Here is a 26,330-nt window from a genome sequence, read left to right on the forward strand (position 1 = left end):
GGATCAGCTTCTCAGACCCTCGGCAATCGATCGGTTGATGTTGATGATGGTTCCGAGCTTGGTTTCATCATCAGTCGACATGATTGTGATTGTCTGCTTGAACACGAATAAGCCGAGCGTGGCGATGTTGTTCTTGATCTCCTGAGGCAGTTCGCTTTCAGCACTGGTCGCGGACGTCACGAGAATTGTCCAGAGCTTGCGATTGTAAACCAGGGCGTCATCTTTTTCCGCAAGCGAGGAATTCGCCCATTCATCCTTGATCAACTGAAGCCGGGCTGCGGCTTTCATCAGCAGATTCGCTTCCAGCTCCCTCGGTGACATCGCCACCTGGCTCGTTTTCTGGTAAGCCTGCGCTGCCTGTTTGTACATGACCGATCAGCGTCCCTTCATACTCGATGAGCTTACGTGCTTCTTTCAGTGCTTTATAGAAGGCGCCGGTTAGTATGGCGTTACTAATCCTGGTGACAAAAGGGATCGTACTCGGCGCGGCCTTCACTATGTCATTGACGAGGCTGAAGTAACTCTCCTGAATCTTCTCCAAGTCAGTTGACAGATACATCAGCTGAACGGCCAGGTAGACCCGTTTGGCTGGCGTATCCGCAGTGGCCGGCGTGAGAATATCCTTTTCTCGCAGAATGGGGGCCTGGCCTTCGATAAATAGGCGAGTACGTTGGTTGTCATTGGTGATGACACTTTCCCCAATGATAATTCGCTCGCCCGGTTTTAGCTCGACCTTGAGCGCCATTCCGTGACCTCCACGCAGAAGTATCGCCATGAAACGTTAACGAAACCGTTAACGGTTTGCCCCCGATACTTTAATGATAATCGCCTCCGGTGTTAACCGAAGAGGCTCAAGACGCTCTGATCTGCCTGGTTGGCCAGAGACAGAGCAGTCGAAGAAAGCTGCTGACGGGTCTGCAGCGCAAGCATGTTAGCACCTTCTTCGTTCATGTCCGCAATTGTTAGGTGGCCTGCGCCAACCTCCAGCGTGTTGATCAGATTTTGTGTGAAATCGGTTCGGATTTCCACAGTTGAAAGCGCCGTACCCATGGAGCGGGCCGCGCTGCGAAGCTCATCGAGCGCCGCGTTGATGGCCTGCAGCGTTCGATCGATATCTGTATCCGACTTGAACTCGGATGCCGCGGCCGTCAGCGACACGGTGCCGGATGAGGATCCGAGCGTCAGTCTGTTGAAGTCGTTGTTGCTGCTGGAAATGTCGAAAGACACTTCGCCGATAAGGCTGATGCTGCCGCCGGAGAAGGTCGCATCCAGACCCTTCACGTTGTCGATAAAGGTCACGAGATCGCTAACCGTGGTTTCTTCATCGATTTCCAGCGAGGCTGGCTCGAAGCCGTTACCGTCGGTGATCGTGATCGTATCGCCGGCCTGAAAACCGCCGGACGTGACCAGTGTCGCCGTCGAACTGAGTGCGGACACAGTCATGGTTGTCGTGGTGCCACCGGTATCACCACCGTCCGTCGCTGCGCCGCCGCCAGTATTGTCCTTGGAGATATACAGCGCGTTGTCGAGGCCGGAGGTGATCGTGATGGAATCCGTTGCTTCGTCGAAAGTGGCCTGAACGCCGTTAAGGTCATTCAACGCATCCACATAATCCTGCACCGTGGTGATGTCGGTACCGACAGTCAGGTTGGTGGTGCCGGACGAATCCGTGATGCTGACAATGTTGCCGGTCGCCCAGTCACCCAGATCCGTCAGGTTCGAGGAGGCCTGCAAGCCCGACAGGGAAATGGTGCTCGTACCGCCGAACAGATTGAACGACGATGTGCCGGTGCCGCCTGCATCGAGATCGTCAAGATTGAGCCCGTCGTCCAGAGATGTGTCGGTAAAGTCGACCGGATTGACGGTGAGGTTCGAGGTGCTGTCCTCGTTGAAGATAACCTCGAGCTCGTTTCCGGCCCCGGCAAGTAGGTTCTTGCCCTTGTAGCTGGAGTCCCGCGCCATGTCTTCGATCTGCTCGAGCAGATCGTTGTACTGGCTGGTGAACAGCTTGCGTTCATACTCGCTGGATGTCTGCAAGGCCTGGTTCGCGATGGCCTTTGCGGATTCTACCAGCTTCGTGATGGACGTGATGCCCTTGTCCGCGGCCCGGATCGTCTGAACCGCCTGGCCCATGTTGTCCAGAAGGTTGGAGAGATCGCTTGCCCTGTCGTTGAGCGACTGGGAGGTGAAATAAGAGTTCGGATTGTCGAGCGCCGTGTTGACCTTCAAACCGGTTGCCAGGCGCGTTTGCGTGATCGACTGCAAATCAGCCGTTTGTTTCAGCGACAGGAGATTGTCCCGGACAGCACTGGAGAGAACAATATCAGGCATCAGACTTCACCGCTTTCCCTATTCAGGTCTCGCCAAAGGCATCATGCAGGTATTTCAAGTCGAGCATGCACCTTTGTCGTAAATCTAAATGGAAAGTTAATCGCTGATGCACGTATTAACGTGCTGTAAATAAAAGTTACCAAAAGCTTTCTTTTAAGGCTTTGATTTTCAACGATAAAAAATTTCACTTTTCGACAGTAATTCAGGCCAAAAACGAAAACGGCGGACCAGTGGCCCGCCGTTTCCGTTGCTTGTTTGTGAGTCGTGCGTCCGACTGATTCTCTGTGAATTAGAAGAGGGATAGCACGGTCTGGTCCGCCTGCGAGGCGAAGGACAGAGAGGTTGAGGCAAGCTGCTGACGTGTCTGCAGGGCCAGCAGGTTTGCACCTTCCTCGTTGGTATCTGCCAGGGTCAAAAGACCAGCACCTTCCTGCAGAGTATTGATCAAGGTCTTCGTGAAGTCTTGCCGGATCTCTACAGTGGAGAGGTTGGTACCGAATTCGGAAGCCTGGGATCGCAGGTTAGACAGACTGGTGTTCAACCGGTCAATGACACGGTTGATGTTCGTGTCGGTTGCGAACCCACTGTCGGAGATCGCGGAGAGCGTGATCCCGTCGGTATCCGCAGCAAAGCCGGAGCTGACGAAGTCCGTGTTGTCACTGGTCAATGTCAGGTCGGTTTCGGACGTAATGGTGATCTTGCCCGAGCCGGTGTCGAAGTTGGCGGTAACGCCATTGAAGTCGTTGATGAAGTTCTCCAGATCATCAACGGTGCTGTCTTCTTCGATCTCGAAGGAACCGAGTTCGTAGCCGTTGCCGTCCGTCAGCGTGAGAGTGTCACCCACCGCGAAAGAACCGGAATCGACGAGCGTGTCGGTCGTCGAAGTGAAGGCTGTTGCATCAACATTGGAGCCCGTCAGGACAGTCGTTGTCGAGTCGTTGCTGATGTAGAAGTCTTCATCCGAGTAAATGCTCAGCTCGCCGGTGTTGTTGTCATATTCAGCGCGTACGCCTGCAATGTCATTGAGGCCATCGACAAGGTCCTGAACAGTTGCCCCGCCGGAGACGCCGCTCGTACCGGAGATAACGGCCGGAGTGGTTGCAGTGTTGTCAATGAAGCTGAGGGAGCTGGTGGTGGAGGCTACCAAAGTGGAGTCGACGAGGGCCGAACTGATGTTTAGAGCGGAACCGCCGGCATCCTGCAGTGTGAAGGTGGCTGAACCACCCTGAAGCTGCATGGTGGTCGAAGAGCCCACGCCTTCAGCCAGATCGGAAAGGTTCAGACCGGTGGAAATAGAGGTGTCCGTGTAGTCGACCGCTTCAATAGTCAGTTTGGACGTTGCGTCTTCATTGAAGATGGTGGTCAGGTCGTTGCCGTCACCTGCGAGCAGGTTCTTGCCTTTGTACGAGCTGTCCTTGGCGACATCTTCGATCTGTTCCAGCAGAGCATTGTATTGTGCTGCGTAGGTCTTACGCTCGTACTGGCTCTGGGTCTGCAGCGCCTGGTTGGCTTTTGCTTTCGCAGTTTCAACCAGATCCGTGATCGTCTGAATGCCTTTGTCTGCAGACTTGATGGTCTGCAGGGACTGGCCCATGTCGTCCAGCAGGGTGCTGAGATCGCCTGCACGGGAGTTCAGGCCGGACGCCGTGAAAAAGCTGTTCGGATTGTCCAGCGCGGAGTTCACCTTCAAACCGGTTGCCAGCTTGTTCTGAACACCCGACATCAGGTCTGCGGTTGATTGAAGTGTGAGGAGGTTTTGCCGCACGGCGGCTGACAGCGTAATGTCACGCATCGAATTATCCCTTTCCTGGGTCAAATTTCATCTGCTCTTCCTGAGCAGGTTGGGACCGATGATCGAGCGTTAACCTTAATCAATGGTTAAATGCTTGAAAAATTTGGTTATCGGGACGTTAACCCCCTTTGGGACCTTGTCTGAAATGGCAGTGAGATTGTCCTGCTCAACCGGGTGACGGTGCCCACAAATATCAGTGTCTTTACTGCGGAAGGAGCAATCTTGCAGCGGTACGCTGGCGCAGAAAACATGGAATTCTGCGAAGTTTGACTAGTCTGTGTCCCGGTGGGCGAAGCAATCGGAAAAAAAATTCGTCGTGATGCTCAAGGTTGCGCATGCAGATGAGGGGAGGTGCGCAGAAGTTCGGATGGACTGTGCTGGCCGTAATCAAACCAGCGAGCCTGCGCATATTGCGAGTCAGGTTTTGATCTGCCCGCAGCAGAACCTTAACGAACGGGCCGTGAGCGGCGTTGCCGGTTCTATGGAAGGGGAAGGGCAGCCATGACTATGGGAGAGAGGGAGGAGGCGCAAAGACCGGCGAGCGTGTCATCAGGGCGACCTGCCGAGCGCGTTTGCTCCGCCTAAAAAGAGAAAAGCGGGCCGAAGCCCGCTTTCCAATGTCGTTCTAACCGGAGTTTTCGGCTTAGAAGAGACGCAGAACGTTCTGGTCTGCCTGTGCTGCGAAGGACAGCGAGGTAGATGCCAGCTGCTGACGAGTCTGCAGGGCCAGCAGGTTTGCACCTTCTTCGTTGGTATCGGCCAGCGTCAGCTTGCCTGCACCTTCTTCCAGCGTGTTGATCAGGTTCTTGGTGAAGTCCTGACGGTTTTCAACGATGGAGAGGTTGGTACCGAAGGAGGAAGCCTGTGTTCTCAGGTTGCCAAGAGCTGTGTTCAAGCGATCAACGACCCGGTTAATGTCGCTGTCCGTTGCAAACCCACTGTCGGAAATCGCCGAGATGTTGATCCCGTCGGTATCCGCCGCAAAGCCGGAGCTTGCGAAGTCTGCGTTGTCACTGGTCAGCGATAGGTCGGTTTCGGACGTGATGGTGATCTTGCCCGAGCCGGTGTCGAAGTTGGCGGAAATGCCGTTGAAGTCGTTGATGAAGTTCTCCAGATCATCAACGGTGCTGTCGTCTTCGATCTCGAAGGAGCCGAGTTCGTAGCCGTTGCCGTCGGTCAGTGTCAGCGTATCGCCGACAGAGAACGAACCGGATTCGATCAGCGAGTCGGTCGTCGAAGTGAAGGCCGTTGCGTCGACATTGGAGCCCGTCAGGACAGTCGTTGTCGAGTCGTTGCTGATGTAGAAGTCTTCATCCGAGTAGATGCTCAGTTCGCCGGTGTCATTGTCGAATTCGGCGCGCACACCGGAAATGGCATTGAGGCCATCAACGAGGTCCTGAACAGTTGCCCCGCCGGAGACGCCGCTCGTACCGGAGATAACGGCCGGAGTGGTAGCGGTGTCGTCGATGAAGCTAAGGGAGCTCGTGGTAGAAGCAACCAGCGTGGATTCGGAGAGAGTCGAGCTGGTGTTCAGAGCGGAGCCGCCTGCATCCTGCAGGGTGAAGGTGGCTGAACCACCCTGGAGCTGCAGGGTTGAGGAAGCGCCTTCGCCTTCTGCCAGGTCGGAGAGGTTCAGACCGGTGGACAGGGCGGTGTCGGTGTAGTCAACAGCTTCAATGTCGAGCTTCGAAGTGGAGTCTTCGTTGAAGATGGTTCTCAGGTCGTTGCCTTCACCTGCGAGCAGGTTCTTGCCTTTGTAACCGGAGTCCTTCGCCAGGTCTTCGATCTGCGTCAGCAGGTCGTTGTACTGAGAGGCAAACTGCTTGCGCTCATACTGGCTCTGGGTCTGCAGGGCCTGGTTGGCCTTTGCTTTTGCAGATTCAACGAGCTTCGTGATGCTCTGGATGCCCTGATCGGCAGCCTTCAGCGTCTGTGTGGACTGGCCCATGTCGTCCAGAAGAGTGGACAGGTCGTTTGCACGGGAGGTCAGGCCGGAAGCCGTGAAGAAGCTGTTCGGATTGTCCAGAGCAGAGTTCACCTTCTTGCCGGTCGCCAGCTTGTTCTGGACTTCAGACATGAACTGTGCGGTGGACTGGAGGGTGTTGAGGTTCGCGCGAACCCCACTGGACAGAGTAATATCAGCCATGATGTTTCCTTTCTAGGAATACTAGGTACGAGGACCCTTCCTGGATCCGAGGAACATCTATCGGCGGTTTCTTGTAACAACTTCTAAACAAAGATGGTTAGCGAGAATTAACCTTAACAGCGCCCTAAGCCGAGCAACTAAAATCATTGCCAGAAAGAGTTGAGTCAATTGTTTTTAAAGAGATATTTGAGGCGAAGTGAAACTCTTAACGGTGCAAGTCGAATACTTGATGGCCCCGTTTGAAAGGGCGCTTCGGTCTTGCAAATTTCCCTGAAGAAAGTCGGTTTGCCGGTAGTCTGACAAAGTTGTTAACCCGCGGTCCAGGTGCAGCCAATGAAAGTGCCGCTATCAGCGCAAACAACGGGTGACCAACAGACTGTCGTTACTGTGCCGTCAGGCCGATCTGCAGGAGGTGATTGCCGTCAAGCTTCCAAGAGCGAGCTTCGCAAGGCAATGGGCCAGAGACCCCGGGGGAGGGAAGAACGCAGTTCGGTGTGCTGAAGAAGGGGGCGGGGCCTGACGCGCATCAAGGGGAGGTGATGCTTGTGTCCCGGATGCACTGGAAAGAGCAGAAAATGACCGGCAGACAGTTACCAAGGGCATGCCTGCCGTCGCAAACAGGCGAGGGACGAGCGTCAGGTGGCTGCCGGTCAGATGACGCGCTGCACCGGTTCCGTGGTGGCCTGGCTCTGTTGCGATTGGATGGACTCATTGTAAGCCCGCAGCCGCAACAGCGTTTCAGCCGGAATCTGGCGAACGACCTGACCGGTTTCGGTATTGGTCGCGACATAGACCAGGCTTTCATATTCCTGATCGAAGACATTCTGCCTTTCGACCGTGGAAGAAAACCGCTCGCTCAGCGAACGCTGGTCGCGTTCGTTGTTCGCACTACGCTGTCCGTTTTGCGTCTCGGTTGACGGTCTGACGGTCTCTTCGACCGGAAGGTCCGTCTCAACAGAGGGAGCATTGCGCTCCGGAGCCCGTGTAACCGGCGTTATCGCCGTGTATGTCGGCGATGGCGGCCGGGCCAATCCCGTGTCCAACATCTTTTCCTCCGGGTGACTTACAACTTTTACCCGATAGATAGAGGAGGCTAACGTAAGGGAATGAATCCTCCGTTAACGAAATGATTAGACTTTTAAGGGTCGCGATCTATCCGATTGTCGCTGTTCCTGATTCGTTGCCTCAGGCAGGTTCGGGCGCGAAAATAGAAAATCAGATAAGCTGAGCGTGTCCGGTAAATACACGAAAAGCTCCCAAAAAGGGAGCTTTTCTTCTCGAAGGGTTTTGCTTCGATTGCGTTAAAGGTTGGTCGTAACCTTCAAAGCGACTGATTGACCGCAATACCACGGGCAGACTGTGGGCCAACCGGTGCGGAGCCGTTGCGTCCATATGTTGTCGGTGCGTTGGCGTTTTTCGCACCGGCCGCCTTGGCCACTGATGCGACGATGTTGTTGGCAACCTCTCTTGCGGTTGAAAGCACAGCAAGGTTGATGCGCAGGACAGGCTGGAACTCGGCATGCTGCCGACGGAGTGATTGGGTGGAGGACGGAGACAGGTTGCCCAGGGCAACCGCGTGTTCCTTGGCGGTCATCATACCACGCGTATACTCGTGGATCAGACGGGCCTTGTCCGGCTGAAGTTCGCCGGCCTCCCGGAGTTTTCCTGCCCTGACCAGATCGGTTTCCATTTCAATCACGGACAACAGGGCTTCCATCGTGCTCGACAGGGCAGAGCAGAACTGCTCGGCTTCCTGCTGGCTGGCAGGCCGGTCCAGGGAAAACGGAAAGGTGGAGGCGTTGGCTTGTGCGGTCATCTTGACCCCTCTTGCAATGCGAGCAGTTCGCGTTCCACGCTGTCGGCCAGGCCGATGCCGCCGGATGCGGCGATGTTGCGTGCATATTCGTCAACCAGAAGGCTCTGCCAGGCATCCGCCCCGTGGCCCTTGCCCCAGGTGCCGCCGTTCTCAAGACCTGTGAACATGTTCTGGAGCATGGTGTTCAGGAAAACGGCCTCAAACTCCTCGGCTGCTTCGCGAACCCGTGTCTTGTTTGTCCGGTCAACGCCGCGCAGCGTGTCCAGCGGGCTTTGTTGAAAGGATGCGGGAGAAACCAGTTCGGCCATCAGAGCACCTCGATGTCGGCCTGGAGGGCGCCTGCGGCCTTGATGGCCTGCAGGATAGAAATCATGTCGCGCGGCCCAATCCCCAGGGCGTTCAGTCCATCGACAAGCTGTTTCAGTGTCACGGTCTGCGGAACGATGGCGAGTTTGGAACCGTCCTCGTCAACGCTCACGTCAGAGCGCGGTACGACGGCGGTCTGGCCGTTGGCGAAAGGCAGCGGCTGCGAGACCTGCGGAGATTCGGCGATGGTCACGGTCAGGTTGCCCTGGGCAACGGCGACCATGGACACTTTCACGTCCTGGCCCATGACGATGATGCCTGAATTCTCGTCGATGACGATACGGGCGGCCAGATCCGGCTCGACGATCAATTGTTCGATGTCGGTCAGGAGATCGACAATGTTGCCGTCGTACTGCTGGGGCAGATCGATGCGCACGGTGGCTGGATCGAGAGGCTCAGCGGTCGGCATACCGATCAGTTCGTTGACGGACAGCGCAACGCGCCGTGCTGTGGTCAGATCCGGATTACGGAGGGCGAGGCGGAGTGTGGTCAGAGAGGCAAGCTTGAAATCCAGCTCACGTTCCACAAGGCCACCATTTGCGATGCGTCCTGCCGTGGGAACTCCGCGTACCACGGAGGCGGCGTCAGCCTGGGCGGAAAAGCCGCCGATGGCGATCGACCCCTGGGCGATGGCGTAGACTTCGCCATCAGCGCCGACCAGAGGCGTGACCAGCAGTGTGCCTCCCTGAAGCGAGTCAGAATCGCCAAGCGCGCTGACGTTGACGTCGATCCGGGTTCCCTGAGTGGAGAAGGGCGGCAGATTGGCGGTCACCATGACAGCGGCGACAGTGTTGGTGTTGAGGTCGATATTGCGGGTGTTGACGCCGAGGCGTTCCAGCATGGCTTGCAAGCTCTGCTGGGTGAAAGGCGAGTTGTTGAGCGAGTCGCCGGTTCCGTTCAGGCCGACCACGAGGCCGTAGCCAATCAGCTGGTTTTCGCGAATGCCTTCGAAATCGGCAATGTCCTTGATGCGGGACGCGGCCTGAGCCGGCGCCATCAAGGCTGTTGCCGCAATTGCGGCGGCAGCTCCCAGAAGCGCCACCCGCTTGAACCCTCTGCAGATCATGTCACCAACTTGTCGCATTACTGATCCGGTCCGTCTTTGTGTTTCCGGCGCAGGTGCCGGGAGACAATTTCTTGAAGTGCGCAATGCGAGAGCCGTGCCACTTTTGCAAAAGCGGTGGGTCTTTGTATCAAAGTGACGGAATTCTGCGCTCTTTGCTGGTATGATGGCCAGCATGTCCACGTAAAACTGTCGTTTGAGGTTAAAGAAATGGACCTGCCGGTCGGCAAATATTGCCTCACCCCCAAGGACTCATTTACCCTTACCGGCAGAATCTGACGGGCTGAGCTGCTCCGTACGCCAGAATTACCGTCAGTCCGACTGAAAGATCGATCATGCGTATTACAGGCAACAAACCCATTACTGGCGTTCGGGGCCGAGATGCCAAGAAGGGCGTCTCCTCTGGCGGCAACCAGTTCGCGCCGGATCTGGGGGGAGAGGTCTCGCAGTCTTCCCAGACCGCAGGCGGCGCCTCCATACAGGGCATGGATGCCTTGCTGGCCTTGCAGGAGGTCGACGACCGCGCCGAGCGTCGCTCTCGCGCCGCCAAGCACGGGCACAATCTTCTGGACACGCTGGAATCCGTTCGGACCGACCTGCTTGCCGGGCACGTCTCGGAAGACAGGCTGGAACTGCTTGCCAGGCAGGTTTCCAAACGCCAGTCGAGCGGCGACCCGGAGGTCGATTCAGTGCTGGAAGAGATCGAATTGCGGGTCAAAGTCGAGCTCGCCAAGCTTGGGCGATTCCAGGACTGAGCGTAGCGGAATATCGGTAAAATTTGCCATCACAACGACTAAAATTAACGCAACGTCTTGAAAGGTATAAACTTTCCTTGATGCCATTTTTAACAAATGAACCGTTGTCGGCTGGGGGAACGGTCTATATATTGCGCCCGGCATAACGGTAATCCGGAGCTATCGATGACGGTAGAAATTGAGTCTGAATATCGACCCTCGGAAGACGAGCCGTTCATGAACGACAGGCAGCGCGAGTACTTTCGCAACAAGCTGCTTGTGTGGAAAGAAGAGATCCTGAAGGAAAGCAAGGAAACCCTCGCCAATCTTCAGGAGGAAAGCCAGAACCACCCAGACTTTGCCGACCGTGCGTCGTCCGAAACAGACCGCTCCATTGAACTGCGTGCCAGGGACCGGCAGCGGAAACTGATTTCGAAGATCGATGATGCGTTGGAACGCATTACGGACGGGAGTTATGGCTATTGCGAAGAGACCGGCGAGCCGATCTCTCTTCGGCGTCTCGAGGCGCGCCCGATCGCAACTTTGTCGATCGAGGCTCAGGAAGCCCACGAGCGTCGGGAAAAAGTGTATCGCGACGACTGATTTCCAGAAACGGCCGGTTTGCCGCACAGACGGCAGATCCGTAACGACTTTCAAGACCTTCCCCTTGTGGGAAGGTTTTTTTATGTCTGCAGCCTGACATCCCGTGCGGACAGTCCCACGCAACGTCATCCTGAAGAAGACCGTCAGGTCCGTCTCGAAGGATGGCGGCACACCTAGGTGCAGGTGGCCAATCCTTCGAGACAGTGCTTCGTGTTTCCTCAGGATAAGGTTGGGGGACGCTTGCTCGTTAAAGCAGGCTGACCTCAGCCGCGAACGTCAGAGCGTGATCCGGTAACGGGCAAAGCCATCTGCGCCGTCGCCGGCCGGTTCGATCTTGACCCCTTCTACCGATGCGGCGTGTTCCGTGCCGCCGGGGCCGGTTTCAAACAGAACGGTGGTGTCGGGCATCGGCTTGAAAGACCAGTTGGCATCTGCTGACGGGTTGATGGTGCCCTGTTCGACGATGTAGCGGACCAGAACGTCGCGGTTGGTGTCCGGGCCAACAAATATGACGACGTCGTCGTTGATACCGGGGAAATTGCCGCCGCCGCCTGCGCGGTAGTTGTTGGTCGCAACAACGAAGGTGGCTTCCGGGTCGAGCGGAGCGCCATCAAACTGCAGATTGACGATGCGGTTGGCGTCCGGATTGATCACTTCGCCCTTGGAGTCATATTTCGACGGCTGGCTCAGATCGATCTGATAGGTGACGCCGTCGATCACATCGAAATTGTAACTCGGAAACTCCGGGTTGATCAGCGTCTGGTCGGTCTTGCCCGGCTCGATTTGCTGGAAAATGCCGGCAGAACGTTCCAGCCATTCCTTCACCGTGCTGCCCTTGATGGCGACCGCGCGTACGGTGTTCGGATAAAGATAGAGATCGGCCACGTTCTTGATGGCGACATTGCCGACCGGAACGTCGGTGTAATAGTCCGGGCCGCCACGGCCACCGGCCTTGAAAGGGGCGGCGGCGGAGAGCACTGGCAGGCCCTCCCATTCGGTGCCCTTCAGCATCTGCTCAATGTACCAGATCTGAGCCTTTGACACGATCTGGACGCTCGGATCGTCAGCCACCAGGGCAAAGTAGGAATGCAAGGGGGCGGACGTCTTGCCGACGGGGCGGCGGACATAGGCAAGGGTTGCCTCATGGTCTTCCTGCACTGCGTCGAGCACATCCTGCTGGCTCTCCACCAGCGGCGTGACGGTGCGGCCTTCCTTTTCGTAGATCGGGCGGGCTTCGGTCATGAAATTGGCAACACGCCAGCCGTTACCGTCGCGCTCGATCATCAGGTCGATGACGCCCAGATGCGATCCCCAGAAACCGCCCATGGCGGCGGGTTTGCCGAACAGAGTGCCTTTTTCGCTGTCGACACCCGGCAGGCCCTCATATTGAGGACCGGGGAAAACCAGATGCTGGTGACCGGTAAAGACGGCGTCGATGCCGTCGACACCGGCAAGGTGCAGCGAGGCGTTTTCCATGCCTTCGGAAAAATCGTTGGCGTCGATCCCCGAGTGGGAGAGGGCGATCACAAGGTCGCAGCCCTGTTCGCGCATTTCCGGGACGAAGGCCTTGGCGGTCTCAACAATGTCGCGCGCATTGGCGTTGCCTTCCAGATGGCGGCGGTCCCAGTTCATGATCTGTGGCGGCACAAAGCCGATGAAGCCGATCTTGATCGGATAGGTCTGTCCTGCACCATCCGTGACCTGCTTTTCGACGATCACATAGGGCTTCAAAAACAGGGTGTCGTCCCGCGGATTGCCCGCAAGCGTGCTTCCCTTGACGAGGTTTGCGCACACAACGGGGAAATTGGCGCCGGCCAGCACTTTCATCATGAAGTCCAGGCCGTAGTTGAATTCATGGTTGCCGAGCGTTGCCGCGTCGAAATCGAGAACGTTCATGCCCTTGATCACGGGGTGCAGGTCGCCCTCGTGCATGCCGCGTTCATAGGCGACATAGTCCCCCATCGGGTTGCCCTGCAGGAAGTCGCCATTGTCCACCAGAACGGAATTGGTCGCTTCATTCCGGATATCGCGGATCAGGGTGGCTGTGCGGGCAAGGCCTGCGGTATCGACCGGTTTGTCGCTGTAATAGTCGTAAGGAAACACATGGACGTGGAGGTCCGTGGTTTCCATCAGACGAAGGTGCGCCGTGCCTTCCTTGGCCAGAACGGAATAGGGGTGAAGCGCAGCCGTGAAGCCTGTTGCCGCTGCGCCCATCAGGAGCGTGCGCCGCGAGATCGAAAAGTCTTTGAGAGTGGACATGAGTTGGCTCCTGTTCGGCCGCTCAATGGTTGGTGTCGATGTTACCTGGCGAAACAGCGCAAAGACAGGCCGGCAGCCGCCCGTGCCAGCCGTGCGCCATGTGTTCGCAACTAACGGTATTGGTCCGCAAGAGTGTCACATGTATGACAGGAATTGCTGCCCGGAACGGCAGTTTTGTCAAGCTGGATCGTCTGCGGTCAATGCAGGCTCATTCGCTGATCTGTTCAGCCATGACCGAGATCGTTTCCACATAGACGCTGGCTTTGTTCCATTGTTTGAGAACCTTGTAGTTGGCCGTGCCCGGGCCCCAGCCCTGGCCGCGGCGCCAACCTTTTTTTGCCAGGTAATTGGCCGTGGAGGCCAGTACGTCCGGAATGGACCGGATCAGATCCTTGCGGCCATCGCGGTCATAGTCGACTGCATAGCGGACATAACTGGTTGCCAGAAACTGGGTCTGCCCGAGTTCTCCTGCCCATGCCCCCTTCATTTCTGCCGGCTGCATGTCCCGTCTTTGAACGATCGTCAGCGCGGCGACCAGCTCCTCGGTGAAGAAAGCCGACCGACGGCAATCGTAGGCGAGCGTTGCGAGAGAGCGAAGAACCGGCATGTTGCCGGAGAAACTGCCGTAGTTGGTTTCAAGGCCCCAGATCGACAGGATGATGGGGGCGGGCACACCGTATTTCTTTTCGATGCCCCGGAACATACGGGCGTAGGTCTTGCCGAGTTGCTTGCCACGCCGGATCATCGCGTTGTTGACCCGCTTGGCATAGAACTGTTTGAAGCTGAGCTTGAAGGATTTCTGGTTCCGGTCGAGCGAAATGACCTTCTTGTTGTATTTCACGTTCTTGAGAGCCGATTCCACGACCCTTTTCTTGAGGCCGTAGCTTTGAGAATTTGCAATGAAAGCCTGTTTCCAGGCGTCAAAACCGCCCGGGCCGTTGCCGCATGAGGCACTCCAGGCGGAAGGGGCGGACAGAAGAACAAAACCAAAGACGACTGCTGAAAGGAGGCGCATCGAATCCCCGCTGGGCCAATATAAGATAATCACCATTCTATCCGAAAAAGCGGTAGCGTCATCGGGCAGATAGAGGAAAAAGAGATCTATCGGAGGACAAACCCGGCCCCGTCTTTTCCCGTCGCCGGAAAATCACGGCTCGTGCCGGATGAAGGGGGTGTAAGAGGGGGCGTCGGGGTGAAGGGTTCCGTCCCGGTCGAAGTCGCTGTCGGCATTGAATGCGATTTTCGGCAGAGTTTCGAACCTGGCGATTGTGTCCCGGTGGTGGTCGAGCTCGTTTTGAAGGCGCGTTTCCAGATCTTCCTTTGCCGCGCCTTTGTGATAGCCGTGAACACCGTGAACGATCCGGGGTACCAGAACGCTGAAACCCAGATAGCGCAGCGTATAGGCCATCGGCCAAAGCAGCATCTGAATGTCGCCTTCCTTGCCGTTGTGGGCACTTTCGCTCGCCCTGGAGCCCGTAGTGACGCAGAAAAGCGCAGGTTTGCCCCGGAAGTGGCCGGTATCGAAGCGATTGGACGTATCGTGCAGGCCGCCGTTGGTCAGAACACGCTCGCACCAGCCTTTCAAAATGGCAGGGGGCGCGAACCACCAGACCGGAAAATGAAACACGATCCGGTCGGCCCTGCGCAGCTTTTCGATTTCGTGCCCGACAATCGCCGGAAGATTACCGGCCGTGGAGGCGGCCTCCTGGGTTTTCAGGACGTCGTAGGGATCGCTGACGATGTCTGCAGCATAATGCTCCGCCCGTTCCGCCGGATCGAAACCGAGCTGGTAGAGGTCTGACCAAAGAACCTCGCCACCTTCAGACAGGCATGCCGCTTCGGTGGCGTGCGCCCAGGCGGCGTTGAAGGAGGTATGCGCAGGATGGGCAAGAACGATCAGGGTTGTGGTCACGCGGTCGGACCTTCCGGGTGGAACAGCAAATCACACAAGGCTTTTGTAACTGGTCTGTTCCGGTCTGAAAATGAGAACGGGCACGATGCTCGGGGAGCGAGACATCGTGCCCGTCATCAGCCGGTCCGGTGGCGCTTCTAGAACACGCCGCCGGCTTCGGCCGGGGGACTGATAAAGGCTGGGGATCAGAACGGCAGCAGGATATCCAGGACCTGGTTGCCGACCCGGGGCTGCTGGACGTCGGTAATCTGGCCACGGCCGCCATACCCGATCCGCGCTTCCGCGATCTGCTCGCTGGCGATGCGGTTGTCGGATGTGATGTCCTCTGGTCTGACGATACCGGCGACGATCAGTTCGCGGACTTCGAAGTTCACGCGCACTTCCTGCCGACCTTCGATCACCATGTTGCCGTTCGGCAGAACCTGGGTCACCACGGCGGCGACTGTGGTCTGCAGGGTTTCGTTGCGGTCGACACTTCCGTCGCCGGAGAAGCTGGAGTCGCTGTTGACGTTGGCCAGATCGCTGGCAGCCGTACTTGCCGGCAGGAAGATGGTGTCGATCGCGGTGCCGAGAGCGCCGCCGACGCCTGCGCCGCTGGTTTCGCTGCGTTTGCGCTCTGTCTTGTTCTCGATCTCGGCCTGGTCATCGATGGTCACGACAACAGTCAGGATATCGCCGACCTGGCTGGCGCGCTGATCCCTGAAGAAGGCGCGACTGCCGGACTGCCATAGGGAGTTCGGATTGTAATGGGCCTGCTGCGGTTCGGGCATGGGCATCTGCACCGGCCGGTAACCCGGAGTGGTGGTCGGATCCTGAATGGCATTCAGGGCTGGCTGCTGGCCGACATTCGCAAGTTTGTCGGCAGTGCCGCAGCCTGCAGCGAGGGTGGAAAGGGCGATGCTTGCCAGCAGGTGTCTGGGAAAGGTGCTCAGCATTTTATTTTTTCTCGCTGTTCAAGCTTGCAACAATTGGATTGGCGGCGTGAACGCGGACCTGGCCGCGGGAGGTAATCATCGCGGGCACGATGCGCCGCGACTGCAGGTTCATGACATCGATCACGTCGCCCTTGGCGCCATGATCCATGGCCTGCGCCCGAGAGGTCAGCTTCATGCCCGGCATGACGTAGGTCACGGTGATCTTCTCACCGCGCTCGATCAGGATCGGGCGCTGAAGGTCGTTGCGAGACAGGGGGGCATTTGCGCGCAAGGTGGAGCGGGCCTGCTTGCCGACGATGTCTTCGTACTCGGTGAGGGCGCCTGCAGGAACCTTGGTGCGTGCCTGGCGAACGATGTTCACGTCTTCTTCGCGGACAATGTCGCCCCGGCGCACGGGCTGCACCAGAACCAGCACATCGACCATCTCGGTGGCAACGCCGCTCAAGGTCAGAGGCTCGGTGCCGACTTCGACAGCCACGGTTGCCTGGATCGTGAAGCGGCCGCTCGACTTGTTCCACTCAACACGGTCAATCCGGATCGGATCGTGCACCTTGGGGTCGGCGAGAACCTCATCAGGTGCCTGCAGCAGGCGGATATCCAGGCGCTCGGCATCGAGGCCGGCATTGCGCTCCGCCAGGGCCTGGCGGGCAAGCCCGGCGAGCTGGTCATGGTTCAGCCGTGTTGCACCCCGATGGACAACAACTGTTCTCAGGCCGTCGGTGCCTGCCGTTTCCAGTCCGGCGGCCCGGGCCCGCTCGGCGACGACATCCGCCGGCACATTGCCGGAAGTCCCCATGTCCGGAGACCGGAACAAAGGCTTGGAAGCCAGCAACCCGGCGTTTGAGTAGAAGTCGCCAACGGTCACGATGTCCGACAGGGTCATGACCTGCGACCGCAGGACCGGCTTTTCGTCCGCCTTGTTACCGGCCTGGGCCGGCAGGGAGAGGAAGCCCGCCAGCAGCAGTCCGGATACGGCTTTCAGCAGATGTCTCATCATCGTCTCAAGCCTCGGTCTTAGCGGAGGTTCGTGGTGGTGGAATACATCTCGTCGGCGGCCTGGATGATCTGTGAGTTCATCTCGTAGGCGCGCTGGGCGGAAATCAGGTCTGCGATTTCCGTCACTGCATCCACATTGGCCATTTCAAGAAAATACTGCTGCACCGTGCCGTAGCTCTCGTCACCCGGATTGCTCGTTTCCGGGGCGCCGCTGGCGTCGGTTTCCAGGTAAAGGTTGTCGCCGATGGCTTCGAGGCCGGCCTTGTTGACGAAGCGGGCAAGCTGGATTTGACCGAGCTGCACCGTGTTCCCGGCCTGGTCGACACCCTGGACGACACCGGTGTTTGAAATGGTGACGTCCTTCACCGCTTGTGGAATGTTGATGCCCGGATTGACGGTATAGCCGTCAATGGTCACGAGCTGCCCGTTGGCATCGCGCTCGAACGAACCGTCGCGGGTGTAAGCTGTCCCCCCATCGGGCATGTCGATCTGGAAGAAGCCTTCTCCGCGGATGGCAACATCCAGTTCCTTGCCGGTCTGTTCGAGAGAGCCCTGGGACATGATACGGCCGGTGGCCGCGATCTTGACGCCGGACCCGATCTGGATGCCGGTCGGGACGATGGTGCCGGTATCGGATGTTTCCGTGCCCATGCGCCGAAGGTTCTGGTAGAGCAGGTCCTGGAAGTCGGCGCGCTGTTTCTTGAAGCCCGTCGTCCGCATGTTGGCGACGTTGTTCGAAATAACTTCGACGTTCAGTTCCTGGGCCTTCATGCCGGTTGCGGCGATGTGAAGTGCTTTCATGGTCGTGATCCCTTAGAGGCTCTTAGGCCTGCAGTTTGCCGAGGGTCGAGATCGCCTGCCGGCGCAACTCATCCAGGTCTTTCACCATTTTGGATGTGGAGTCGTAAGCGCGCGTCACTTCGATGAGGCGCGTGACTTCGGTGATGCCGTAGACGTTGGATCCTTCCACGGCGCCCTGCACCAGACGCACTTCCTGGGCCGGTATCGGGTTTTCACCCTTGAACATCGTGTTACCGATCTTCTCCAGCGTCCGGGGATCCTCGAAATCAACGACCTTGATGCGGCCGCGAATGCCCAGACGGGTGGAGATCGTGCCGTCCTGGGCTATCTCGACGCGGCCGTCCTCGGCACGAAAAGTGATTGGACCGGCTTCGGTCATGACCGGACTGCCGTCTGCGGAGATCAACTGGCCGGTTGCATCGAGCTTGAATGCGCCGCTGCGCGTATAGGCTTCGGTGCCGTCTGGCATTTGCACGGCGAAAAAACCCTCGCTGTTGAGGGCCAGATCGAATTCGTTTCCGGTCATATGGACCGGACCGTCCGTGAAGTCGGTCCGAGTCGTGAACATGTCGACATAGGAAATGGCGCGGTCCTGCGGCTCAAAGGCCGAGCCGTCCGCCACCGGCATGATGTATTCCGCGAAATGCAGATTCTGCGATTTGAACCCGGACGTATTGATGTTCGCCATGTTGTTGGCGATCACGTCCAGATGGTTCCGCAGGATCGATTGCCTTGATAAGGCAACTAGTTGAGCGTTCTCCATAGTGAACGGTTCCCTTCGTGCTCCCCGATTGAGCCGGCCAATCTCCCCAGATCCGCTGGCTCGTTAAGGTTAATGCACGAGGCGTGCCAGTTTTTAAATCCTTGGGAAATCTGGGTAAAAAGCAAATGGGGCGGGTGCATGCGGCAAGAGATTCCGGCAGAAGTTAACCACTTGGCAATTTTTGCCCGGTGACTCGCGTTAATGGGCCGGTAACCATTCGTTAACCATTAACACTTTAGTAATAAATAAGCGCGCGCGAGCGCCTGCGGATCGGAGTGCGGAATGACTGATGAAAATGCCGCAGCCGGAGAAGACGGCGAGGACGGAGCTGAAGCTGGTGGCGGTGGCCGCAAGAAGAAGCTGATCCTTTTCGGCGGCATCGGTCTGGTGGTTCTGCTCGCAGCGGGCGGGGCGGGGTATTATTTTCTGATGGGATCTAGCGCGCCTGCGCCGGTTCCGGGAGACCCCGAGGCGCCTCAGCAAGTGCAAAAGCCGGTGGTCTTCTACGATCTGCCGGAAATGACGGTGAATTTGGCGACGGAAGGGCGCACGACCTATCTCAAGGTCAGGATTGCCCTGGAAGTCGAAAACCGCGCGATGATCGATCAGATCCAGCCGTATCTGCCGAGGATCCTGGATGCGTTTCAGATCTATCTGCGTGAGCTTCGCCCTGCGGACCTGGAAGGGTCTGCCGGTTTGTTCCGCCTGAAGGAAGAATTGCTCAGGCGGATCAATCTGTCGGTCTATCCGGCGAAAGTTGAAGGGGTGCTGTTCAAGGAAATCCTTGTCCAGTGACTTTATAGATGTCTGATATCGACGACGAAGACGACCTGTCCGAAGAGGACATGGCCGATGCCTGGGGAGCCGCTCTTGCAGAGCAGGGTGCCGGCAGTGACGACGACGATGACCTCGCCGCGGCGTGGGGTGCTGCTCTAGAGGAGCAGGGCGCCGGCAGCTCCGACGACATGGCGGCCCAGTGGGCGGCCATGATCGACGACAGCGAGCCGGATCTGGAAAACGCCACGCGCGGCGCCGATCGTGTTCTGAACCAGGAAGAAATCGACAACCTCCTCGGCTTCAACATCGAGGACACGATTGCGGGAGACCAGAGCGGCATCCGCGCTCTGATCAACTCGGCGATGGTCTCCTACGAGCGTCTGCCGATGCTCGAAATCGTGTTTGACCGTCTGGTGCGTCTGACGACCACCTCCTTGCGCAACTTCACGTCCGACAACGTGGAAGTGTCGCTCGATTCCATCAGCTCGGTCCGGTTCGGCGATTACCTGAACTCCATTCCGCTGCCGGCTATTCTCGGTGTCTTCAAGGCCGAGGAATGGGACGGTTTTGGCCTGGTCACAGTCGAATCCAGTCTGATCTATTCGATCATCGACGTGCTTCTCGGCGGTGGGCGGGGAACCTCTGCGGTACGTGTCGAGGGCCGGCCTTACACCACGATCGAAACCGGTCTGGTTCAGCAGATGGTGGCGCTGATCCTGCAGGACGCCGAGCACGCCTTCGCACCGCTGTCGCCGGTTCACTTCAACCTGGAACGTCTGGAGACGAACCCGCGCTTTGCCGCGATCTCCCGGCCCGCCAACGCCGCCATTCTCGTCGAACTCAGAATCGACATGGAAGATCGGGGCGGGTCCGTCGAAATCATGATGCCCTATGCAACGCTGGAGCCGATCCGCGATCTGCTGCTGCAAATGTTCATGGGGGAAAAGTTTGGCCGCGACCCGATCTGGGAAGGCCACCTGGCGACTGAAATTCACGCCGCCGAAGTCGAAGTCGATGCTGTTCTTTACGAAACTTACCTGCCACTCGGACGGGTGCTCAGTCTGGACGTCGGTCAGACGCTTGTCTTCGACAAGGAGCCGGCCGATCCGGTGACGATCAAATGCGGCAACATTCCCCTGACCGAGGGCACACTCGGCAAGGTGGACGATGCCATTGCCATCCGTGTCGCAAAGAATTTGCGCAAGCCAAAAATGACGCTGGCCGCCTTCGAACGCGCCATGCAAAGCGAAATGGGGGACCAATGAGCACATTGCCACTCGGAATGATCATTGAAGGACTGGTTGCTGTTCTTCTGGTGATCACCATCGGCTATTGCTTCACGCTGAACAGCCGCCTGCAACGGTTGCGAGCCGATGAAGAGGTCCTGCGGGCAACCATTTCGGAGCTGATGACGGCAACGGAAATTGCCGAGCGTGCCATTCTCGGCCTCAAGACGACCGCCGCGGAGGCCGACAAGACTCTCGGAAGCCGTCTTAAGCAAGCAGAAACCATGTCTCATACTCTCGCCGAACAAGTCGGCGAAGGTGAGTTAGTGTTTACCAGGATATCGCAGATTGCAGAGGCGGCCCGTTCGGCCGCACCGCAAAGAGAAGCGGTGACGAGAAGCGATCCCTATGCGGCCCCGCCGCAACTGGAGCCGCAACCGGCGCCGCAACAATATGCGCCTCAGGCTGCTGGCTATGTCCAGGCAGCTCCGGCCGTGGAGCCGGAGCGCCGCAGAAGCAGCCGGGCTTCCGACATCCGCAGTGCAGCGGCGGAGGCAACGGCGCGGCTGGAACAATTCCGTAAGAGGAACGGTGCTGCTGCATGAACCTGAGACTGCTGCCTTTGTTGGGAATCTCGGCAAGCGCTCTGCTGGCCCTGAAGCTGCTTGGCTTCGCGCTGGGTCCGCAAAGCAGCAACCTTCCCATCAATGGCGCAGTAGCACAGGAAACGCCGGGGGACGGCAACGGAAACATGGCTGAGCCAACCGGGGAGGCGGCCATGGACGGTCCGCCGCCACCGCCGCCGCCGCCTGGTGGCGGAGTTCCTGGTGAACCGGCCTTGCCGGACAGTCTGGAAATCGGTGGTTCGGCCGCCGAGCGCGCGGTTCTGGAAAGCCTTGGCAGGCGGCGTGAAACGCTGCAGGAGCAGGAAGGCCAGTTGGACCTTCGCGAGAAGCTGCTTCAGGCCACGGAAGAGCGCATTCAAAAGCGGGTCAACGAGCTGAAGAAGCTCGAGGAACGCATCGAGGCTGCGGTCGGACAGAAGCAGGAGCAGGAAGAAAGCGAGATCGCCGGCCTGGTGACCATGTATGAAAGCATGAAGCCAAAGGATGCCGCGCGGATCTTCAATCGGTTGAGCCTGCCGGTCCTGCTGAAGGTGGTGCGGCAGATGAAGCCTCGCAAGATGGCGGATATCCTCGGAAAAATGGATCCGGAAGCAGCCGAACGCATGACTGTGGCCATCGCCAATGCCTCTCCGATGCCTTCCGCGGACACAAAACCGACGCAGGCTCAGGCGCAAGTGCCGGAGGCGCTGCCGAAAATTCCGTCAAACTGACCGGAAAGGCCGGATTCCCGCGTACCGCGTAAGGGCACGTTAACAAGACCTGACTAACAATAGTGTGTTGGCGTCATCCGAGGACAGAGCATCTTGCCAGGACCTATCCTGACATACCAGACCGGCAGAATTCCCGCGTTTGCGGACGGGGTGCGCGTTTTCGCTCATCTGCTGGCTGCTGTCTGGCTTGGCCTTGTCTGTCTGACCGGGACCGCCTTGGCCCAATCCGACAATCTTGAACCGGTCGATCTGAGCGTTTCCCAGGAAGAGGGCTATGGCCGTATCGTCCTGACCTTCAAGGATCGCACCCTGCTACCGATCTATGACGCGGTCATTACCGGCGGGGTCCTGCGGATCTCGTTCGAAGATCCGATCGACATCAATGTCGACGACGTTCCGCTGGACCTCGGCAATTACGTGACGATCGCTCGCCGTGACCCGGACGGCAGTGCCATCCGGTTTGCGCTGAAGAACCAGTTCCAGATCAATACGCTGGAAGCCGGTGAAAAGCTGTTTATCGACTTGCTGCCGCTGAACTGGCAGGGCTTGCCGCCGGGGCTTCCGGATGACGTTGTGCGCGATCTTGCCAAGCGTGCCGAAGAGGCAATGCGCAAGGTTCGTGCGCTCGAGCAGGCGCGCCTGAAGGCCCAGGAAGGCCCTGAGGTAACGCTGCATGTGGGTGAGCATCCGACATTTACCCGTCTGGTGTTCGACTGGTCGATCAGGTTCGACACCGCGTTCGTGCGTGAAAACGACATCATCAAGGTGACGTTCAATCACCCTGCACAGCTCGACATTGCCCATTTGCGCGCGCATCTGCCCCAGGGCGTGATCGACGCGACGTCCTTCCTGGACCAGGGGAAGCTGAAGTTCCTGATGCGCGTCGAGCCGTCGGTCGACATCCGGGCGTTCCGTGAGGAACAGACCTATGTCATCGACGTGACGCCGGAGAACATGGAAGTCAACGATCCGGCAAATGCGCTGATCAACAAGGAACTGTCCGTCGAGGACAATGAAAACCGCAAGAACATGATTACCGCGCCGGGCCTGCGGGACATGCGCGAAGTCAAGAATCCGCGCGGAAATCCGCAAGCCAAGGCAGCCTCGTCGGCGAGTGGCGGGGCGTTGAAGGAATCCAGGGCCGATGAATCGCCGGCCTATATCGTGGTTCCGCTTGAAAGCAGCAAGCCCGACGAAGGCGCGCAGGCTCCACAAACACCGCAGCCGTCGCCTGATGAGGTTCCAGGCCCGTCCGCGTCGCTGCAGGCCGAGCCGGATCCGGAATCGGGCCGCGCTGAAGCGCCTGCTGAAACACAGCTTGCGATGGTTCCCCGCGCCAAGCCGAGGTTGCAGGACGACCCGCCGCCCGGGTTGGACGGCGGGACCGAGATCGCAGCCGCTGGTGTTGACGCACTCCCGACCGCTTCGGCGGTCGAAACGCTTCCTGCCCCCGAGCTTGTTGCCGCCGTGCTGCCGGTATCGGCTGACGCATCGGCAGATGTGCTGACGACAGCTGCCATTCCTGCAACGGAGGCAGCAGGCGAGACCGCGGCCGAAACTCAGTCCGGCGACGGCCCGATAACTGTTGCCCAGGCGACAGATCCCGGTGCTTTGCCACTGAACGAGGTGCTTCCGGAAGATGGCGAAATCGTCCGGGAGGCACCGATGCTGGATCTATCGACCCGGCAGATCAATGACCAGCAGCAGGAAGCAGCGCCCGAGAATAACGGTATTCCGACCCTGGAACCGGTTGAAGCGATGGACCAGGGCAGCCAGCCCAATGCGCCTGATGGCACGGCGCCGGTTCAGATCCTCAACTCTCCGACACTCGGCAGCGGTGAGGTTCCGGCAGGGATACAGCTTCCCGACCAGCAGCAGTCTGAGCCCGAAACCTGGCGTGCCACCGGTGGGCAGGAGTTGAACCAGCAGCGCCCGTCACCTGAACAGCCGCCGGAAAATTTTGCCCAAGAAGTCCGCAATTTCGTTTCCGCCGAGGCTCGGCGCATCGGCAACACGGTCCGGGTTGTGTTTCCGTTTTCCGAGCCGGTCTCCAGCGCGGTGTTCCGCCGCAACGACAGCATCTGGCTGGTGTTTGACACCGATGCCACGATCGACACCAGAGGGATGGTTTCGGCGCTGGCCGAAACAGCAGAAACCATCGATGTTCAGCAATACGAGGATTACCAGATCCTGCGTATGGATATGACCGATCCGGTGCTGGCCACCGTGGGGGTCGATGGAAACGCCTGGTCGCTTGTGATTGGCGATCTGATCCTGGAGCCGTCCATTCCGCTTCAGTTGGAGCGGAACGTGCGGGGCGACGGTGGCTCCGTGCTGCGCGTGCTCTATCAGGATCCGCAGAATATCCGTCAAGTGACGGACCCCTTCGTGGGCGACACGATTTCGCTCGTCACCGGGTTCGGTCCGCCGCGCGGTCTGCTGAAGCCCCAGACATTTGTGGATCTGGATGCGCTGAGTTCCGCCCAGGGCATTGCTGTCGTGCCCAAGTCCGATGGTCTGAAGATGAAGATCATCGGGGATGATGTGATCATCGAAAAGGAAGGCGGTCTTGCTCTTTCCAGCGATCGTTTGCGCGGCGGCACCGGTTCGAGAAGCACGATCGTCGATCCGGAGGAAAGCAACTTCATCGAATTCGTTTCCCTGAGCACGGAAGGCCCGGGCGCTTATCGCACCCGCCTGCTGGAGCTTCAGGACAAACTGGCGAAGGCTCAACCAGGCAAGCGGCGCAAGGCGTTGATGGCACTCTCGCGGTTCTATCTGGCGCATCAGTTCGCGCAGGAAGCGCTGGGATTGATGAAGCTTGCGCTGGAGGAAGAACCTGCCCTGGCCGAAGACAGCTCGTTCAACCTCATGATGGGGGCTGCACAGACCCTGGCAAACCGGCCTGACATCGCGTTTGCGCATCTGAACCGGCCGGACCTGAAGAACAGCCCCGATGCCGCGGTCTGGCAGACGATTGTCGATGTCAAGCTGGGCAACTGGACATCCGCCCGCATTGCAATGCCCAGAGGACGGGCCGTTGTCGGCAACTATCCTTCGGCGATCCAGACGGAATTCAAGCTCGCCGCTGCCCAGGCCATGGTTGAAGTCAACGATTTCGGCGTTGCCAACGGTATGCTGGCGGAGATCGAGCCTTCCGAAGTGACACGGACGCAGGCCGCCCGCTACGATATTCTGCGTGGCCGCGTGGCCGATGCTTCCGGCCGCTCGCAGGAAGCGTTGACCGTGTTTGACCTCGTGACCAAGTCCGAGGATCGGCCGCGCGCCGCCGAAGCGGAATACCGCGCCCTCAGGATCCGGTACCGGGATGGCGAACTTACCGTCGATGAGGCCATCGACCAGCTTGCCGGGCTGGCAACGTCCTGGCGCGGCGATGAAATCGAACTGAAGACCCTGCGGTTTCTGGCGCAGCTCTACGCCGAACAGGGCCAGTATCGCGAAGCGTTCGAAGCCATGAAATCGGCGGTTCAGGCCGAGCCCGATGCGGACACCACGCGGTTGCTGCAGGAAGAAATGAACGGCCTTTTCAGCGCGCTGTTCCTCGACGGCAAGGCGGATGAAATGCCGCCGGTGAAAGCACTGGCACTGTTTTATGATTTCCGTGAGCTGGTGCCGATCGGTCGTCAGGGCGACGAGATGGTCCGCCTTCTGGCGAAAAAGCTGGTGGAAGTCGATTTGCTGGATCAGGCGACTGAATTGCTGCGCCACCAGGTCGACAATCGGTTGAAAGGTGGGGCCCGGGCGCAGATTGCAGCGGATCTGGCCGCGATCTACCTGATGGACCGCAAGGCCGAAGAAGCCTTGCGGGTGCTCAATCGGACACGGCAGGCGAGCCTGCCTTCGACGCTGGAGCGCCAGCGCAACATCGTTGAGGCCCGTGCGCTGACCGAAAGCGGACGTCCCGATCTTGCGCTTGAGCTGGTTCGCAACATGCGCGGGTCGGATGTCGACCGGCTGCGGGCGGATACCTTCTGGGCAGCTGAAAGCTGGCGGGACGCCGGTGAACAACTGGAAGCCATGCACGGCTCACGCTGGTCCGACAATATTCCGCTGGACGAGCTGGAACGCCGCGACATCCTGAGGGCCGCTATTGCCTATTCTCTGGCGGGCGATCAGCTAAGCCTGGAGCGGCTGCAAACGAAATACATGAAGAAGATGTCCGACAGCCCGGAGGCCATGGCCTTTGAGGTCGTCACCCGGCCGATCGAGGCGCAGGGCGTCGAGTTTCTCGAAGTTGCCAACAGTCTGGCCGATGTCGACTCCCTCGAAACATTCCTGAAGGAATACCGGCGCCAGTACATGTCGCCTGACCGCAGCCCGGATCAGTCCGCGGCTGGTCCTGTCACGGATGAGGCGGCGGGCTGAAGCTCAGCCCATTTGACGAAGATTTGGCGCAATATGCTGCTCTCGTTGCCGGGGCATGGCCGACCATACTCCAAGCAGTGCTGCTGAA

At 58.5% G+C, this 26,330-nt stretch carries 23 protein-coding genes; 7 read left to right on the plus strand and 16 right to left on the minus strand.

Annotated elements, in window-relative coordinates; translation table 11 throughout:
- Window positions 1-3 precede the first annotated feature (3 nt).
- From flaF to FMN63_RS21600, 9 genes are all read right to left on the minus strand, one after another.
- Window positions 4-369: a flagellar biosynthesis regulator FlaF gene (flaF, locus tag FMN63_RS21560; protein WP_148586206.1), complete on the minus strand. Its 366-nt coding sequence runs from the start codon at window positions 367-369 to the stop codon at window positions 4-6.
- On the minus strand, window positions 251-745 hold the full coding sequence (gene flbT / locus FMN63_RS21565) for a flagellar biosynthesis repressor FlbT (RefSeq protein ID WP_148586207.1): 495 nt from the start codon (window positions 743-745) through the stop codon (window positions 251-253). The genes flaF and flbT overlap by 119 nt, the downstream gene beginning before the upstream one ends.
- A gap of 92 nt (window positions 746-837) precedes the next feature.
- Window positions 838-2,331 (minus strand): flagellin N-terminal helical domain-containing protein, encoded by a 1,494-nt coding sequence (locus FMN63_RS21570; protein WP_148586208.1) that lies wholly within the window; start codon window positions 2,329-2,331, stop codon window positions 838-840.
- A gap of 289 nt (window positions 2,332-2,620) precedes the next feature.
- Window positions 2,621-4,123 (minus strand): flagellin N-terminal helical domain-containing protein, encoded by a 1,503-nt coding sequence (locus FMN63_RS21575; protein WP_148586209.1) that lies wholly within the window; start codon window positions 4,121-4,123, stop codon window positions 2,621-2,623.
- A gap of 643 nt (window positions 4,124-4,766) precedes the next feature.
- Window positions 4,767-6,269, minus strand: a complete 1,503-nt coding sequence (locus tag FMN63_RS21580) for a flagellin N-terminal helical domain-containing protein (RefSeq protein WP_148586210.1) — start codon at window positions 6,267-6,269, stop codon at window positions 4,767-4,769.
- 650 nt (window positions 6,270-6,919) lie between these two features.
- Complete coding sequence (locus FMN63_RS21585) at window positions 6,920-7,315, minus strand: hypothetical protein (RefSeq protein WP_148586211.1); 396 nt, start codon at window positions 7,313-7,315, stop codon at window positions 6,920-6,922.
- Window positions 7,316-7,590: 275 nt separating this feature from the next.
- Window positions 7,591-8,085, minus strand: coding sequence for a flagellar protein FlgN (locus FMN63_RS21590; RefSeq protein ID WP_148586212.1), 495 nt, complete (start codon window positions 8,083-8,085; stop codon window positions 7,591-7,593).
- Window positions 8,082-8,393 carry a rod-binding protein gene (locus FMN63_RS21595; RefSeq protein WP_148586213.1) on the minus strand — a complete coding sequence of 104 codons (312 nt, stop codon included), beginning with the start codon at window positions 8,391-8,393 and terminating at the stop codon, window positions 8,082-8,084. Before FMN63_RS21595 ends, FMN63_RS21590 begins: the two co-directional genes overlap by 4 nt.
- The gene (locus FMN63_RS21600) at window positions 8,393-9,517 is read right to left on the minus strand and encodes a flagellar basal body P-ring protein FlgI (RefSeq protein ID WP_162855105.1); all 1,125 of its coding nucleotides are present in this window, start codon (window positions 9,515-9,517) and stop codon (window positions 8,393-8,395) included. The genes FMN63_RS21595 and FMN63_RS21600 overlap by 1 nt, the downstream gene beginning before the upstream one ends.
- Before the next feature lie 332 nt (window positions 9,518-9,849).
- On the opposite strand from FMN63_RS21600, the gene FMN63_RS21605 reads away from it, so the two are divergent.
- Window positions 9,850-10,269, plus strand: coding sequence for a flagellar assembly protein FliX (locus FMN63_RS21605; protein ID WP_162855081.1), 420 nt, complete (start codon window positions 9,850-9,852; stop codon window positions 10,267-10,269).
- A 165-nt stretch (window positions 10,270-10,434) separates the two neighbouring features.
- Window positions 10,435-10,851, plus strand: a complete 417-nt coding sequence (gene dksA / locus FMN63_RS21610) for an RNA polymerase-binding protein DksA (protein WP_006932683.1) — start codon at window positions 10,435-10,437, stop codon at window positions 10,849-10,851.
- 276 nt (window positions 10,852-11,127) lie between these two features.
- Here the strand turns inward: dksA and FMN63_RS21615 are convergent, their stop codons facing one another.
- From FMN63_RS21615 to flgF, 7 genes are all read right to left on the minus strand, one after another.
- Window positions 11,128-13,110, minus strand: a complete 1,983-nt coding sequence (locus FMN63_RS21615; protein WP_209001266.1) for a bifunctional 2',3'-cyclic-nucleotide 2'-phosphodiesterase/3'-nucleotidase — start codon at window positions 13,108-13,110, stop codon at window positions 11,128-11,130.
- 208 nt (window positions 13,111-13,318) lie between these two features.
- The gene (locus tag FMN63_RS21620; RefSeq protein WP_148586216.1) at window positions 13,319-14,125 is read right to left on the minus strand and encodes a lytic murein transglycosylase; all 807 of its coding nucleotides are present in this window, start codon (window positions 14,123-14,125) and stop codon (window positions 13,319-13,321) included.
- Between the two features lie 132 nt (window positions 14,126-14,257).
- Window positions 14,258-15,022, minus strand: coding sequence for an NAD(P)H-dependent oxidoreductase (locus FMN63_RS21625; RefSeq protein ID WP_148586217.1), 765 nt, complete (start codon window positions 15,020-15,022; stop codon window positions 14,258-14,260).
- 185 nt (window positions 15,023-15,207) lie between these two features.
- Window positions 15,208-15,957, minus strand: coding sequence for a flagellar basal body L-ring protein FlgH (flgH, locus tag FMN63_RS21630; RefSeq protein WP_148586218.1), 750 nt, complete (start codon window positions 15,955-15,957; stop codon window positions 15,208-15,210).
- Window position 15,958: 1 nt separating this feature from the next.
- The gene (gene flgA, locus FMN63_RS21635; protein ID WP_148586219.1) at window positions 15,959-16,954 is read right to left on the minus strand and encodes a flagellar basal body P-ring formation chaperone FlgA; all 996 of its coding nucleotides are present in this window, start codon (window positions 16,952-16,954) and stop codon (window positions 15,959-15,961) included.
- A gap of 17 nt (window positions 16,955-16,971) precedes the next feature.
- Window positions 16,972-17,754, minus strand: coding sequence for a flagellar basal-body rod protein FlgG (gene flgG, locus FMN63_RS21640; protein WP_148586220.1), 783 nt, complete (start codon window positions 17,752-17,754; stop codon window positions 16,972-16,974).
- Between the two features lie 22 nt (window positions 17,755-17,776).
- Window positions 17,777-18,517, minus strand: coding sequence for a flagellar basal-body rod protein FlgF (gene flgF, locus FMN63_RS21645; RefSeq protein WP_148586221.1), 741 nt, complete (start codon window positions 18,515-18,517; stop codon window positions 17,777-17,779).
- A gap of 282 nt (window positions 18,518-18,799) precedes the next feature.
- On the opposite strand from flgF, the gene FMN63_RS21650 reads away from it, so the two are divergent.
- The 5 genes from FMN63_RS21650 to FMN63_RS21670 all read left to right on the plus strand — a co-directional run bounded on the left by FMN63_RS21650 (window position 18,800) and on the right by FMN63_RS21670 (window position 26,242).
- A complete protein-coding gene (locus FMN63_RS21650; RefSeq protein ID WP_205514199.1) occupies window positions 18,800-19,312 on the plus strand; it encodes a flagellar basal body-associated FliL family protein in 513 nt (170 codons plus the stop codon).
- Between the two features lie 50 nt (window positions 19,313-19,362).
- A complete protein-coding gene (fliM, locus tag FMN63_RS21655; protein WP_148587297.1) occupies window positions 19,363-20,559 on the plus strand; it encodes a flagellar motor switch protein FliM in 1,197 nt (398 codons plus the stop codon).
- Window positions 20,556-21,125 (plus strand): DUF6468 domain-containing protein, encoded by a 570-nt coding sequence (locus FMN63_RS21660; protein WP_148586222.1) that lies wholly within the window; start codon window positions 20,556-20,558, stop codon window positions 21,123-21,125. Before fliM ends, FMN63_RS21660 begins: the two co-directional genes overlap by 4 nt.
- Window positions 21,122-21,856, plus strand: coding sequence for a MotE family protein (locus tag FMN63_RS21665; protein WP_148586223.1), 735 nt, complete (start codon window positions 21,122-21,124; stop codon window positions 21,854-21,856). Before FMN63_RS21660 ends, FMN63_RS21665 begins: the two co-directional genes overlap by 4 nt.
- A 150-nt stretch (window positions 21,857-22,006) precedes the next feature.
- Window positions 22,007-26,242 carry a tetratricopeptide repeat protein gene (locus tag FMN63_RS21670; protein ID WP_148587298.1) on the plus strand — a complete coding sequence of 1,412 codons (4,236 nt, stop codon included), beginning with the start codon at window positions 22,007-22,009 and terminating at the stop codon, window positions 26,240-26,242.
- The last annotated feature ends 88 nt before the right edge of the window (window positions 26,243-26,330 follow it).

It is taken from the genome of Stappia sp. BW2 (assembly GCF_008107695.1).
Lineage (GTDB): Bacteria > Pseudomonadota > Alphaproteobacteria > Rhizobiales > Stappiaceae > Roseibium.

Bases quoted from the DNA above. Each gene is read 5' to 3' on its own strand.
- flaF (WP_148586206.1), bottom strand. From the start codon at position 369: ATGTACAAACAGGCAGCGCAGGCTTACCAGAAAACGAGCCAGGTGGCG.
- flbT (WP_148586207.1), bottom strand. From the start codon at position 745: ATGGCGCTCAAGGTCGAGCTAAAACCGGGCGAGCGAATTATCATTGGG.
- FMN63_RS21570 (WP_148586208.1), bottom strand. From the start codon at position 2,331: ATGCCTGATATTGTTCTCTCCAGTGCTGTCCGGGACAATCTCCTGTCG.
- FMN63_RS21575 (WP_148586209.1), bottom strand. From the start codon at position 4,123: ATGCGTGACATTACGCTGTCAGCCGCCGTGCGGCAAAACCTCCTCACA.
- FMN63_RS21580 (WP_148586210.1), bottom strand. From the start codon at position 6,269: ATGGCTGATATTACTCTGTCCAGTGGGGTTCGCGCGAACCTCAACACC.
- FMN63_RS21585 (WP_148586211.1), bottom strand. From the start codon at position 7,315: ATGTTGGACACGGGATTGGCCCGGCCGCCATCGCCGACATACACGGCG.
- FMN63_RS21590 (WP_148586212.1), bottom strand. From the start codon at position 8,085: ATGACCGCACAAGCCAACGCCTCCACCTTTCCGTTTTCCCTGGACCGG.
- FMN63_RS21595 (WP_148586213.1), bottom strand. From the start codon at position 8,393: ATGGCCGAACTGGTTTCTCCCGCATCCTTTCAACAAAGCCCGCTGGAC.
- FMN63_RS21600 (WP_162855105.1), bottom strand. From the start codon at position 9,517: ATGATCTGCAGAGGGTTCAAGCGGGTGGCGCTTCTGGGAGCTGCCGCC.
- FMN63_RS21605 (WP_162855081.1), top strand. From the start codon at position 9,850: ATGCGTATTACAGGCAACAAACCCATTACTGGCGTTCGGGGCCGAGAT.
- dksA (WP_006932683.1), top strand. From the start codon at position 10,435: ATGACGGTAGAAATTGAGTCTGAATATCGACCCTCGGAAGACGAGCCG.
- FMN63_RS21615 (WP_209001266.1), bottom strand. From the start codon at position 13,110: ATGTCCACTCTCAAAGACTTTTCGATCTCGCGGCGCACGCTCCTGATG.
- FMN63_RS21620 (WP_148586216.1), bottom strand. From the start codon at position 14,125: ATGCGCCTCCTTTCAGCAGTCGTCTTTGGTTTTGTTCTTCTGTCCGCC.
- flgH (WP_148586218.1), bottom strand. From the start codon at position 15,957: ATGCTGAGCACCTTTCCCAGACACCTGCTGGCAAGCATCGCCCTTTCC.
- flgA (WP_148586219.1), bottom strand. From the start codon at position 16,954: ATGATGAGACATCTGCTGAAAGCCGTATCCGGACTGCTGCTGGCGGGC.
- flgG (WP_148586220.1), bottom strand. From the start codon at position 17,754: ATGAAAGCACTTCACATCGCCGCAACCGGCATGAAGGCCCAGGAACTG.
- flgF (WP_148586221.1), bottom strand. From the start codon at position 18,517: ATGGAGAACGCTCAACTAGTTGCCTTATCAAGGCAATCGATCCTGCGG.
- FMN63_RS21650 (WP_205514199.1), top strand. From the start codon at position 18,800: ATGACTGATGAAAATGCCGCAGCCGGAGAAGACGGCGAGGACGGAGCT.
- fliM (WP_148587297.1), top strand. From the start codon at position 19,363: ATGGCCGATGCCTGGGGAGCCGCTCTTGCAGAGCAGGGTGCCGGCAGT.
- FMN63_RS21660 (WP_148586222.1), top strand. From the start codon at position 20,556: ATGAGCACATTGCCACTCGGAATGATCATTGAAGGACTGGTTGCTGTT.
- FMN63_RS21665 (WP_148586223.1), top strand. From the start codon at position 21,122: ATGAACCTGAGACTGCTGCCTTTGTTGGGAATCTCGGCAAGCGCTCTG.